This window comes from Methanohalobium sp. (assembly GCF_046546175.1).
In the GTDB taxonomy this organism is placed as follows: Archaea; Halobacteriota; Methanosarcinia; order Methanosarcinales; family Methanosarcinaceae; genus Methanohalobium.
The window spans coordinates 1-14,439 of record NZ_JBKGYF010000044.1 but is presented as its reverse complement, the minus strand read 5'-3'; the positions used below and the strand labels follow the sequence as shown (position 1 = coordinate 14,439).

Sequence of the window (14,439 nt, the reverse complement as noted above, 5' to 3'; positions counted from 1 at the left end):
AGAGTCACTGATGTGGACGGGGAATCCAGTACTGCTACTGTATATATCACGGTAGAAAATGTGAATGACATTCCTGATGCAGTAGACGATTCTGTAGAAACAGATGAAGATAATCCGGTAACTTTCAATGTTCTTGAAAATGATAACGGCCTTGGTGATGGTGGTTTAAACATTAAAATTACACAAAGTCCGGAAGATGGGGAAGCAGAAGTTGCCGGTGACAGCACAATTACCTATACACCCGAGCTCAATTATTACGGAGAAGATACATTAACCTATAAAGTTAGCGATACGCATGATGACACATCAACAGCAAATGTATTTATCACGGTTCATCCCGTCGACGACCATCAGCCTGAAGCTAATGATGACGAGGTAGGAACTAATAAGAATACATCTGTTGAAATCGAAGTGCTTTTCAATGATACAGGTCTGGAAGATGGTGGTATTCAGGTATATCTGGATAATGCAAATTCCCCGGAAAATGGTACAATTACTGAAATTACAGACGATAATACAGTCATCTATGAACCTGACACCGATTATATAGGTTCAGACGATTTTGATTACGAAGTTTACGATTTAGACAATGATGTAAGTACCGCTACCGTCACAGTTAGCGTAGTGGAAGACAATCACGTCCCGGTAGCACAGGATGACAATGCTTACACCTATAAAAATACTCCTGTCTGGGTTGATGTATTGTCCAACGATGAAAATCTGGATGATGGCGGCATTGAAGTCTCAGAATGGAGTGAACCTGTCCATGGTTCAATTATAACAATAGATTCGAATTATGTACAATATTTACCTGAGAGGGACTATGCAGGAGATGACCGGTTCACCTATCTGGTTGAAGATGCTGAAGGTGACTATGATACTGCGAGTGTATATATTGAAATCCGGGATGAAGAGAATATCATACCAATAGCTCACCCTGACACTGCAACCACAGATGAAAACTCGGAGGTAACTTATGATGTCCTCGACAATGATGAAAACCTGGATGATGGAGTCTATACGCTCTCAGTAGTTGAGGCACCGACAAATGGTGAAATTACAAACATTGAAGTTAGTGGTAATCAAGGCAATGAAACAGGCAATATCACATATAACCCCGAGACAGATTACTACGGAACTGATAGTCTGGCATATGAAGTCTGTGACCATAATGAAGATTGTGATTCTGCAAAAATGATCATCGAAATTAACGCTGTTGATAACTACACACCTGTGGCAGTAGATGACTCCTGCGGAACAAGCCTAAATACTGCCGTTGATGTGTATGTCTTAATGAACGACTATGAGCTCGGTGATGGAGGAATAGAAATATCCGAATACAATTCGCCTTCTGAAGGAGAAATCACAGAAATTGACAATGATGAAGGTACAATGACTTATGATCCAGAGACAGATTACCTGGGCTATGATTACTTTGATTATCAAATATCTGACTATGATGGAGACACAGATGAAGCAAATGTAAAAATTACTGTCAGGGAAAATAATCTTATTCCGGTGGCAAATGCTGATACAGCTGAAACACCGAAGGAAACCTCTGTTGAGATTGATGTATTGGCTAATGATATTGCCGGGAATGAGAGTATGGCTGACATGAAAGTTACAGAATTTATCGAACCAGAGAATGGCTCTATCTCTATTAGTGAAGATTCTCTTATTACCTATACACCAGATGTTGGTTTTAATGCAGGTATCGACACTTTCTGGTATAAAGTGGATGATATTGACGGAGACTGGGATACGGCAAGGGTTTCAGTGATTGTTTATGACGGATATAATCATAAACCTGATGCCTTTGATGATTATGTAGGTTTTGATGAAGACTCACCGCCAGTTTTCATTCACGTTCTAGAAAATGATACAGCTTTACAGGATAAGCCAATCAGCTTATCATTAAAGCGCGAGCCACTACATGGTGAGGTAACAAAAATGGAAGGAGATTCAGCAATTTTCTACAAGCCGGATGCTGACTACTTTGGCAAAGACAGCCTCGTATATAGAATAAAAGATGTCAACGGAGATGCTGATACAGCAAATGTTTTTATGGATATTTATCCTGTAGACGATGGATATCCTAATGCACGAAATGACTCAACAGGTACTTCTCAAAATAGCCCGGTAGACATTGATATATTAATAAATGACAGCAATCTGAAAGATAGTATAGAGATATACAAACATTCAGAACCATCTAACGGAACAATCGAAATAAACGAAGACAGTACAATAACATACACTCCGGATACTGATTATCTTGGTCGAGATGAATTTGAATACCAGATTTGCGATTATGATGGCCAATGTGATGAAGCTACAGTTGTTGTAGAAGTTCGAAAGGATAACGTTGAACCAACGGCTAACCCGGATACAGCTAATACTTTAATGAATCAAAGAGTGAAAGTTCATATTCTAAATAACGATACCGGCCTAAACGACGGAGTAGGAAAAGTAACACTGTGGAATACTCCTGAAAATGGTGGGGCAAGAGTAAGAGCAGATAATACCATCGATTATGATCCTAACGAAGATTACACAGGTAAAGACCAGTTTATTTATAAAGTAGACGACATTGATGGAGATTGGGATACTGCAAGGGTTACGGTACATATAGACACAATACCTGACTATATACCTGTTGCAAATGATGATTATAGGGCAACATACATGAATGAGCCAGCTGAAGTAGATGTATTAGCCAATGATTCCGCAATAAATGATGAGCCGATAAATGTGTGGATAATAGAAGAACCGGAAAATGGAGAAGCAAAAGTTCCGGAAGGAACCAATAATGTTCTCTATGAACCAGATGAAGATTACCTGGGCAGGGATACACTGCAATATGCCATATTCGATAATGATGATGATTCTGACACAGCCAATGTCATAATTAATGTGAAGGAAGAAAACATCATTCCAGTAGCTGTTGACGACAGCGCATACACTTTAATGAATCATGAAGTGGAAATACATGTACTTCACAATGATAGCTTATTAGAAGACGGTATTGATGGCATTGAAATAAACTCGGAAGCGATGCATGGGGAATTAGAAATCACCCAATATAACACAATTATTTACAATCCTTACAAATGGTATACCGGGACCGATGAATTCGAATATCTCATCAAAGATAACGATGGGGATACTGACGTTGCGACGGTGTTTGTCACAGTTGAGGAGATACCAAATTATGTACCAAATGCCAAAGACGATTCAACGGGAACAAGCATGAATGAAGACGTAACAATTGATGTTCTCAGAAATGATGAAGGACTGAATGATACTCCAATAAGCCTGTCGGCATTATCTGACCCGGAGAACGGAGAGATTCTGGTAAATGAAGATAATACAATTACATATTCACCCGCTACAGATTACTTAGGGTATGATGATTTTGAATATGAGGTATGTGATTATGACGATGAATGTGATACAGCACAAGTAAAAGTACATGTTCGGGAAAATAATACAGTGCCTGTTGCACTTGATGATAAGGTGTATACTCGTATGAACACGCCTGTTAATATAGAAGTACTTGAAAATGACTATGGTTTAGACGACGGTTTTGGCAACTTAACAATAGCAGAAACACCATCTTATGGGACAGTAGAAGTGGAAACAGACTATTCTGTCACATACACACCAAATCAATGGTTTATGGGAAGTGATACCCTTGTATATGAACTCACTGATACTGACGGCGACTTTGATACAGCACTGGTAATTATAGGGGTTAATGATGGTGATGCCCCACTCCCTGATGTTTATGTTTCTGAAATAAGCGGGAATACATCTGAAAATAAAACCAAAGCTTTCTTTAACATGGCACTAACAAAACAACCTGAAGCAGAGGTTTATATAACTATGCATTCCACTGATACAACTGAAGGTATACTCTCAACTGACACAATCAGGTTTACTTCAGCAAACTGGGACAGGGAACAAACTGTAACTATAACAGGAGTAAATGATAACATTGTTGATGGAGATGTTGAATATAGTATTGCAACAGATAATGCGGTAAGCTCAGATATTATTTACGATGGACTCACAGTTGACAATGTAGATCTAATCAATTACGATAATGATGATGCCGGAATAAACATAAGACTAGCTAGTGAAACAAACAAAACCAGCGAAGACGGCGATACAGTAAAATTAGCAGTTACATTAGAGACAGAACCAACTGAAGAAATTCAGATTAACGCCTTCTCCACAGACCCTTCTGAAGGAGTAGTTGAAAACAATAAACTCATATTTTATCCATACGATGGAGAATTAGAAAAAGAACTTATTATTATTGGTGTTGATGATAATGAGAGAGATGGGGATATTGAGTATGAAATTGAATTTGAGCTCTCTACAGAGGACACAAGTTATACAGATACAGAAATTGAAAATTTCCCGCTTGTTAATGAGGACAACGATGAAATAGAACAATTCATACCAGATGCATTTTCTCCTGATAATGATGGTCTAAATGACAGTTTCCAAATACTGGGATTAGAAGACTACAATAACCTCTCAATCAAAATCTATAACAGATGGGGTACAATGGTCTATTCCAACAGCGATTATAAAAACAATTGGGATGGAAGAGCCAATGTGTCAACACTAGGCTCTAAAAAGCTCCCTTCAGGAACTTATTACTATCAGCTGAAAATTAAAGATACCGGAGAAACGATTGAAGGTTCAGTATTTCTTAAACGCTAATCAAGTAAAAACAAAGAATTATGATAAAGAATAAAACCTTAATAGTTATTTTGCTTTTACTCTTTGTTGGAGTGAACAAAGCTTTATCACAAAATGAGCCAATGTTTACCCAGTACATGTTCAATACACTATGGGTAAACCCGGCTTATGCAGGCACAAGAGAAGCTCTTAATATTAATGCCATGACACGCCTTCAATGGGTAGGGCTGGATGGGGCGCCAAAAACATACAGTGCGGCCATGCATACACCAATTTCCAATAAAAAAGTTGGCCTCGGATTAACAGTTGTTAATGATATTTTTGGACCTATAAAAAACACCTACGCAACAGGGAATTATGCATACAGAGTTACATTGAATGAGCAACTAACCTTGTCAATGGGAATTAAAGGTGGAATCAACAGCTATTATGCAAACTTTCAAGACTTAAAATTGTTAGACAGAGATGACCCGCAGTTTGAAACAAATGAAAAACAAATTAATCCTAATTTAGGATTTGGGTTCTATCTATATTCAAAAGATTTTTATGTTGGTTTTTCAGCTCCACGATTATTAGAAACTTCATTAGATGGCAATTATTCCCACAACGACTTCAAATCCCGTAATCATTATTATTTCATCGGGGGTTTTATATGGGAATTAGATTCAAAATGGTTATTCAAGCCATCACTCTTCACAAGCATAGTTGCTGATGCACCAATGGCATACAACCTATCCTTCCAGTTTTTATATGATGAAAGAATTTGGATAGGTGGTATGTTCAGACCCGGAGATGCATTAGGAGCATTTTTTAATATAAAAGTCTCCGACCGTTTAACGGTAGGATATGGATATGATTATACTTTCACTGAAATTGCAAATACAACAATAGGCACTCATGAAATTATGTTTTCCTTTGATTTTATAGAATTTAAACCAGGGAAAGTTAAATCTCCCAGGTATTTTTAACTATGTATAAAATTTAAAGAATTATGAATAAAAAATTAGCAATTAAAATAATATTGTCCCTATTTATAGCAGCTTTATCCAAAACTGCAAACACTCAATCCCAGGAAGATTCTTTAAAACAAGATACTATAATCTCTATTGATGAAAGCCTTATTGAGGAAGCTCATAAAGCATATGAAGACATGGCATATAAGAAAGCTGCCAGACTGTTTGAAGAATTAATCGAACAGAATTACCTGGACGCCAATATATACCAGAAACTGGCAGATGCATATTATAAAACAAGAGAGATAAGGCAAGCTGAGGAATACTATAAAATTCTGGTAACAAGTACAATACACAGGCAAAAGGATGTCTACAACCTTGTTAAAGTGTTAAAATACAGCGGAAAATATGAAGAAGCAGAAAAATGGTTAGAACGGTATAGTAAAGCACAAGTAAATGAACATCCTTTAAATAGCAATATGAATCTTGAAGAATATGCAAATGAGATAAAATCCTTCCCCAGACATGAGATTGATACACTCCCATTCAACACAGAACACTCAGAGTTTGGACCAACAATATACCAGGATTATCTTTACTTTACTTCTCCAAGAAAAAGGGATGAAATAATTGAGTATAAGTATCCATGGGATGAAACAAACTTCTTAGATGTATATAAAATTTCACTTTCACATCTCGACACCACACCCGAAAAAATCTCAGGAAAAGTTAATTCTAAATTTCACGATGGGCCTGTAAGCTTTAGCAAAAATGGCAAAGATATTTACTTCTCAAGCAATAATAAAAACTTAGGATTTTTTCCAGTAAGGGGAAAAGACAAGATTAACCACCTTAAAATTTTTCATGCTAAAATAAAAAATGGCAAGATAAAAAGCCTTGAGGAACTATCCTTTAATAGCGATGAATATTCATGTTCTCACCCGTCAGTTTCAAAAAATTCAAATATTATCTATTACACTGCAGATAAAAATGATGGGTATGGAGGATCGGATATTTACTACAGTGTTAAAGAGGGCTCAGGATGGTCTGAGCCAATAAATGCGGGTAAAGAAATAAATACTGAGGGTGATGAAATGTTCCCTTTTATCCACGAATCAGGTACACTATACTTTGCATCAGATGGACACCCGGGTCTTGGTGGGCTTGACATCTTTAAAGCAGAAAAAAAGAATGGAGAATATGAAGTTGAAAATATGGGTTATCCATTGAACACTAGATTCGATGATTTCAGCATATTTGTAGAGGAAAACCAAAAAGAGGGATTCTTTGCATCAAACAGAAAAGGGGGAAAAGGAAGCGACGATATATATAAATTCAGGGTGACTAGAGACAAACGGAATAATTTAGTTTTGAAGTGTATCATTACAGATAAAGAAACAAAAGAAACTCTTGACAATACAACTGTCAGACTTACAGACTCTGATGAAAACAAAATACAGCCTGCAAACAAAGTTAAAAATACTCAGAGCATACTTTTTTATATAAATCCTGCAAGCAATTATACCATCAAAGCAGATCATCCTGAATATTTCGCAAAAGAAAATGTATTAAAAAAATCAAACTTGTTAAGCAAAACAGATACATTTGAGTATAAAATTGCCCTTGCAAAAAAACCTGTATGGGGCATTTATGGACAGATATTTGATAAAGAAAACAAAGAGGTTATTAAAAATGCAAACATAATTGTAAAAAACCGATTGACCTCAGAACAAGAAAAATATCAAACAAATGAAGAAGGCAAATTTAAAATCAAACTAGAAAAAAATACTGATTACAATCTTATTTTTGAAAAAGAAGGTTATCATACATTAAAAGAAGAGTACTATACCAGAGGAAGAGAAGAAGGTTGGATAAACCTGAATGAAATAATGGATCTAATAATGGAAAAAATCCCTGAAAAAGAGATAACTTTTCTCACAGGTAAAATAAAAGATAAAGAAACACGGGAGGGTGTAAAGGCAAAAATACAACTGATTGATAATGAAGAAAATAAAATAACAGCAACATACTTAAGCGGGGAAAACGGTTCATTTAAAATAAAACTACCAGAAGTCAAAAAATATGGAGTTGAAATTACCGCAGATGATTATTTGTATTTTGCTGAACAAGTTGATTTTTCTGCTCTACCAGCAAAAAATGATTCAATAAAAAAAGATTTTAATCTTGAACCAATAGAAGTAGGAAAAAAGGTAGTTATAGAAAACATCTTCTTTGAAACCGGTAAAGCTAAACTTAAACCCGAATCTTACGAAGCACTGAATAAGGTCGTAGAGCTCTTAAGAAATAATAAAGACCTAAAGCTTGAAATCGCAGGTCATACAGACAATGTGGGTAATTATACAACGAACAAGGAATTATCTTCAAGCAGGGCTAAAAGTGTTGTTGAATACCTGGTTGGTCATGGTATAGATGAATCACGATTGGATCACAAAGGCTATTCTTTCAAACAGCCAATAGCTCCTAATGATACACCTGAAGGAAGACAGAAAAACCGAAGAGTAGAATTTGAAATATTGGAAAAATAAGTAGGGTATCACAACAAAATAAAAAGAAGCTAGCGCGGCAAGAGAGTTTACATAATCTAAATTCGCAAGCATGTGATATTTTATAGGCGCATTCATAAGAAAGAAAAACTATAACTGTTAGGAGTTTAAAAAGCTTGCCGATAATTTGAAGCACCAGAATCAATCAAGATTATCCAAAAACGAGGTTATAAAATTATTCTTATATCGAACTGGTTTTATTCAGAGATGTAAGTTAATGAAGTTGAAACAGTTTTTGTGCCTGTGTCATCATAGAGAATATTATAAAAAAGAGTAATAACGTTTGTTGTTGTATCAATGGTTCCCGAACCTTCTATATAATAAGTCGCTGGATAATCTGAATCACCAATCCACTGCTGTTCAATTTTAACTATATTTTCGCAATATAAATCTATATTACATGAGCCATCTCCTAAGATCCAATTTTCACCCCACCGTTCCGGGTTCGTTATAAAATCAGCCAGCCCATAAACACGCAGTTGATTTGGAAGGTCTGTTGTATCAATATAAACAGTATCGGCAACGTCGCTGGTATTACTACTTGTATAATAACCAATATAATTTTCCACTGGATATGGACAATATGGTAAAAGCTGCACAGAATCAGTTGTAGAAGTTTTTTCTCCCCCCTTAGTTGTCTCTTCTACAGTAATTGCAACCATTGAGGTATCATGCAATTCAGCATACTGAATATATGCTTCATTGGGATAATCAGAATCCTGCTGCAATGATTCAACATATTCATCCTTGTCAACAGACCAAGTATAATCTGAACCTCCTCGGTGTATCACGCTATATTTATACTTATTAAAACCAGTTGCTGCGGCTTCCTTAGGACCAGAAATACCTCCCACTAAACGGGGCTCAATATTATCATAATTATAATTATCTTCATTCTCCTCACAACCAGACAAAATAAACAGCATTGAAGCAATAAGAAACGCTTTTATTACAAATAATTTGTTTAAGGTCCTCATAGTATATTTTGTTATTATATTTTGAAAAAACAACTTTATTTACCATATAAAATCTATTTCTATTCAAAAGTATTAATTTTCCTCAATGTATTCTTCTTTCCATCCTTTATCTGCAGTATTCTCACCATCAGCTCTTGTCTCACCACCATACGTATAGTAATCAATCTCTAATGTTTCAAGCTCGGCTCCGGGAACAGGGAGATGAAGCGGGGTTCCCTTTTGAAGTTTATCATTCCGCCGCATATCAAAAAACTGTATACCCAAATTATTGCTGAATAATTCTATTGTTCGCTCATAAAATATTGCATCTAGTACATCTTGCTTTGAAGCAGATTCATCAATCATCATTCCCGGACCTCCCCTGGCTATTCTTGCACATGTTGGGTCATTCAAAATATCAATCGCCTTATCGACTTCATTTGTCCTTGCATATGCTTCAGCAAGCATATAGTCATTCTCAGCCTTTCGATACAGCGCTATTTCCCCTTGTCCAGGGAAACCATTCTTCCTCAGATCATCAAAACGTTTATAGCGATAGGTAGAGTAATGGTAGTAGCCTCTGTCCGGACTGAAAAAATGCGTTGCCATATACTGAAAATCAGTTTCCAGCCGATTATCAGGGCTATAAGCTCTACCATTATTGGGAAATTGGGTATGGTCTCCCTGGTATTCTTCCGGCCAGACTGGTGGTAAATCACAGGTGTCTATCATTGCCACAACCCTCATATCAACCCTTGACCATGATGTATTTGTAGCATAAAAATGATACTGTGAGGACCATGAACCAACACTATTATCAGCCATAATTGTATAGTCAAAATTAATCCCTTCTTGAGCATATCCTTTAATATCCTCCCAGCGGTCAATCAATTCGTTTTCCTCAGAATTCCGTGGGGCTGAGAGTAAAATTTTTGCTGCCATAAAATTAGCTAAACGATAAAACCCGGAATTGTCCATTGAAAAACCATTAATCCATTCATCAGGGATGTAAAAATAATTTTGCGTGGCTATTTCAATTGCCTGATCCAAAGACCGTATAGACTCTTCAATTAATTCATTATAATTTTGCAGTTCAATTTCATTGTCAATATCAACATCTTCTTTGACTATATAACCTTTATCGAAGATAAGACCAATATAACCTAAGGCAATTCCCTGTCCTAACCTTGCTACAGCTTCAACCATTTCTTTATCCGCTCCAAGTTCTTCTTTAATAAGAGAATCCGATTTTATAGCTTGTATTACATCATTGCTTTGTGATAACAAGGAATACATGTTATTAAAATATTCTTCTGTTACATCTGCTTCTGTATATGATGAGTGATTGTTCCATTCTATACGGGGTTCATAACTCATGTCCTGCATTGCATAGTTGCCCCATGAAGAACTTGCAGCATCTGCAGCCGTACCTAACATAAAAGCAGGGGTTTCTTCATACCCAACATTATACAAGTACCAGTTCTGAAATATACTACCAGCCAGATTTTTTAAACTGGAAGCATCTTCCAGCACATCTTCCTGATTTGGATTATTTGGATTATCGAAATCAAGATTTTGACAGGAGCTTAATGATATTATAAAACTAATTATCAGTATATATAAATTGCTTTTCATAGCTATGTTGTTTTTAAAATTTAATAGTTAATGAACCCGAAATACTGGCATGATTAGGATAAGAATAAGCATCAACTTTATAATAACTTGACCCTGGAACACCGCTTTCTGCGTATCTAGGCATAGCTACTTCGGGGTCATAGCCTGTATAATCGGTAAATGTATAAAGGTTTCTTCCGATTATTCCTATCTTTAATTCTTTGATAAAACTTTTTGATATGTTAAACCTGTAATAAACAGCAGCCTCTCTTATCTTAACATACGAGGCATCTTCAACAAATTCCGAAGATATTCGATTTACATTATATAAGTTTGAATAATAATCGTATGTTTTTTTTGCATTTTCAGGTTTACCATATTGATCAACTTCCCCTGCCCGATGGTCTCTGTAAAGCCATTGTCTTGTCCTGTTATATACATCTCCACCTTCCTGCCAGTCTATCAGAGCATATAAAGTAAAGCCTTTGATTCTGAATGTATTTGCAAATCCCATATTGAAATCAGGGTTAGTATTGCCAATTTTTACTTTAACCGGATTACCATTTTCGTCGGTTAATTTAACAGGCTTCTCCAGAACAGTTCCTTCTGTGCCCTTAACAATCACATATCCATCAGAATTGATTGTATAATTGCTCCTGTCAGCTGCTGAGGGAAGGTCATCCAGACTGGTAAGAAATTTTTCTCCGTAAATAATACCAAAGGTTTCATTTTCTCTGAGGTAAAAGGCCTTACTCTCTTGTGCTTCTGTTCCTATAAGTTTTGGGGGAACATCAAGTTCTGTAATTCTGGAACGAATACGATCAAAAGTTATAGATGAATTCCACGCGAAATTATCTGTCTGAATAACATTCGCTTTCAGAGAAGCTTCGTAAGCTTCTGATTCCATCGCTCCGGCATTATCCCATTGTGTATTCCAGCCATGATAAGCAGGCAAATTCCTTTCCATGAAGACATCACGCGTTTCTGAAACAGAGTAACTAACTTCAAGATTAAACCTATCAAGAAAAGATGCATTCAGGGCATATTCCATTTCAGTTGTTGTAGAAGGTTGTAAGTTACGATTTCCATATGTTGACTTAAAATAATTCCCGCCGGGATTTACCGTATAAGTCTCATATTGTGCAGCATACCCGGGTCTTTGACCTGAAGTTCCAAACGCAGCACGTATCTTTAGTTCCTGAAAACCCGGTATATCAAAATCTTCGGTAATTCTCCACCCCCCCGAAAGACGATAATAAGAATGCCACCTGGAATCTGCGCCAAATTTTGAAGAACCGTCATACCTGTACATTGCATCAAACAAATATTTTGAGTTATAGTCGATTTGTGCTATCCCAAAAATATTTTCCGCTCTAACAGTTTCTTCATGGCTAGATGTTTGCTTCTCCCCTGTTATAGCATCAAGTGTTGGATTACCGCTCACTGAAAATTGAGTCCCATAAATTGAAGAATAATTATAATGATAATCTTCAAATAGGTAACTCAACTTAAAAGTGGTATTCCAATTATCAAATTTTTTGCTAAAATGTGTTGTTGCCTGTACTGTCTGGTTCATAGCAAAACCGTTACTTTGGTAAAGACTACCCTTTGACTTGTTAAGTTCTCCCTTTGTGGAAGCCTTTACAAGATAATTATAAGGTTCTAATTCTTTGTGGTTCGTCGTCCTCCTGTCAAAAGAATATGCCAGGGAAATATTAATTGGCTTTATAGGATTAAAATTTGCTTTATAATTACCCAGTATAATATTTTTCTGCAAGCTTTCATCAACATTAGCAACCTGGTATAAAGGATTGGTTTCTTGGCTGTTCCAATGACTTAAGTCCAAGTCATAAGGTTCTCCACTCTCTTCATTTTCCCAGGTTAAATCCACATCCGGCAGAGTAAATAAAACATCAAAAAATGCTCCCCCGTTAAATAGGTTAACTCCGCCCGGGTTCTGTGAATTTACATTAGAAAACATATTCGAAGAAGATACAGAGAGATAGTCTGTTAATTCTATATCAATATTAGCTCTGAAGGTTTTTCTACTATATCCGTCTGTTTCTTTTATAATTCCTCCTTGTTTATTATTTTCAAAAGAAAGGTGATAATTTGTTCCTTCTGTCCTCCTGCTGACTCCTACATAATTTACATAGTTCTGCCCTCTTTTGAAAAATTGCTCCTGCAGATTATTGGTAAAAGCATAAGGGTTATCGATGTAATGATCAGGATCAATTCTCCGGGAGCCTAAAATCAATGGATTTGACCCATAGGAGTAATCTTCGGGGTAATATACTCCTGCATAATCTGTATAAGCATCACCCGGGTTATCAGGGTCTTCAAGCAAATATTGATGATGATTTGCCAAATCAATGTAATTATTAATATAACTTACGCCAAATTCATTTCTTAATTCAACTGTGGTTTCGTCCTCTTCAAGTTGTTCACCTCTTTTGGTGTTAATTACAATAACTCCGTTCCCTGCTTGTGATCCATACAATGCTGAGGCAGATGCACCTTTCACAACTTCTATGTTCTCTATATCATCAGCTCCAATATCGCCAAGATTACCCTGGAAAATAGCATCATCAACAATCACTAAAGGTTCCTGGCTACCGATCATAGAAGTAGCTCCACGCAACTGGATAGTTGCTCCTGAGCCCGGCTGCCCACTAAACTGCTGAACAGCTACGCCTGAGACTTTACCCTGCAATGAAGATGAGGCATTAAACGAAGGAACCTGGTTAAGCTGTTCGGAATCAACCTGGTCAACGGAAACAGTCATTTTCTCTTGTGCCGTTTCCGCTGCCACACCGGAAATTATAACTCTATCTAATTCTGTAACTTTAGGTTTTAAGGCAATGTTAATTGTATCCCTGCTTTTGATCGCAATATATTGGGTATACATACCCACATAACTCACTTCAATTGCACTTGCGCTTTTCGGAATATTGTCCAAAGAATAGTATCCATCCAAATCAGTGGTAGTACCTATTTCCGGATAATCTTTTACAACAATTGAAGCGCCTAATATGGGTTCCTGGGTACCTGCTTCTGTCACTCTTCCTCCTATCTTTTGCTGCGAAAATAAATGCAGGCTTAATGAAGACAGACAGAAAAATAATACTAAGAATCTTTTCATAAAAATTTTTGAATTGAATTTAAATAGAAGTTGTGGGGCTAAGATATAATATTTTTTATAAAAATCAATAGACAATTAACAATCAGACAATTACAAACCCGGCAAATTCCCGGTAACTCAATACTTCACGCTTACTGTTATGAACAAATTAAAAACAAAAATTACTCCAAGCATATGTAATGAAATACTGCTCATGCAAAAAGTTTGACATAGATATTAACCAACAAAAGCCATGGATGGAGTTCTTTGCTTCAATGTTCTTACAATACAAAACATATAATAAAATTTGATACGATTGTAAAATAATTTCATAAGATTATTATTTAATTCAGCTATTGGTCTTATGGAACTTACCAAATTGAACAAGTGTTATGTTTCAGCTTTCTCTAACTTCTTTTCCTGCAGTAATCTTCAATAAGTCATTAAGACTTTTTTCTGCCAAAATCTGAAAAGGAATATTCACCAGCAGATATGCCGTAAAAACAACAATAAAAATG

Annotated in this window: 6 protein-coding genes; 3 read left to right on the top strand and 3 right to left on the bottom strand. The window is 36.2% G+C overall.

Translation table 11 applies throughout. The features are described from left to right. Positions 1-12: 12 nt before the first annotated feature. From ACLFMM_RS06120 to ACLFMM_RS06110, 3 genes are read left to right on the top strand one after another with little or no spacing between them, the layout of a single operon-like run. Positions 13-4,734 (top strand): Ig-like domain-containing protein, encoded by a 4,722-nt coding sequence (locus ACLFMM_RS06120; protein WP_410807833.1) that lies wholly within the window; start codon positions 13-15, stop codon positions 4,732-4,734. Positions 4,735-4,754: 20 nt separating this feature from the next. Further along, complete coding sequence (locus tag ACLFMM_RS06115) at positions 4,755-5,681, top strand: type IX secretion system membrane protein PorP/SprF (RefSeq protein ID WP_410807832.1); 927 nt, start codon at positions 4,755-4,757, stop codon at positions 5,679-5,681. Positions 5,682-5,704: 23 nt separating this feature from the next. After that, positions 5,705-8,212: an OmpA family protein gene (locus tag ACLFMM_RS06110; protein WP_410807831.1), complete on the top strand. Its 2,508-nt coding sequence runs from the start codon at positions 5,705-5,707 to the stop codon at positions 8,210-8,212. Positions 8,213-8,427: 215 nt separating this feature from the next. On the opposite strand, the gene ACLFMM_RS06105 is transcribed toward ACLFMM_RS06110, so the two are convergent. From ACLFMM_RS06105 to ACLFMM_RS06095, 3 genes are all read right to left on the bottom strand, one after another. Continuing rightward, positions 8,428-9,207, bottom strand: a complete 780-nt coding sequence (locus tag ACLFMM_RS06105) for a hypothetical protein (protein WP_410807830.1) — start codon at positions 9,205-9,207, stop codon at positions 8,428-8,430. 72 nt (positions 9,208-9,279) lie between these two features. Next, complete coding sequence (locus tag ACLFMM_RS06100) at positions 9,280-10,719, bottom strand: RagB/SusD family nutrient uptake outer membrane protein (protein WP_410807829.1); 1,440 nt, start codon at positions 10,717-10,719, stop codon at positions 9,280-9,282. 115 nt (positions 10,720-10,834) lie between these two features. Next, complete coding sequence (locus tag ACLFMM_RS06095; RefSeq protein WP_410807834.1) at positions 10,835-13,942, bottom strand: SusC/RagA family TonB-linked outer membrane protein; 3,108 nt, start codon at positions 13,940-13,942, stop codon at positions 10,835-10,837. Between the last annotated feature and the right edge of the window lie 497 nt (positions 13,943-14,439).

What these genes read in the sequence shown, in the direction of transcription:
- ACLFMM_RS06115 (WP_410807832.1), top strand. Translation starts at nt 4,755, where the DNA reads ATGATAAAGAATAAAACCTTAATAGTTATTTTGCTTTTACTCTTTGTT.
- ACLFMM_RS06110 (WP_410807831.1), top strand. Translation starts at nt 5,705, where the DNA reads ATGAATAAAAAATTAGCAATTAAAATAATATTGTCCCTATTTATAGCA.
- ACLFMM_RS06105 (WP_410807830.1), bottom strand. Translation starts at nt 9,207, where the DNA reads ATGAGGACCTTAAACAAATTATTTGTAATAAAAGCGTTTCTTATTGCT.
- ACLFMM_RS06095 (WP_410807834.1), bottom strand. Translation starts at nt 13,942, where the DNA reads ATGAAAAGATTCTTAGTATTATTTTTCTGTCTGTCTTCATTAAGCCTG.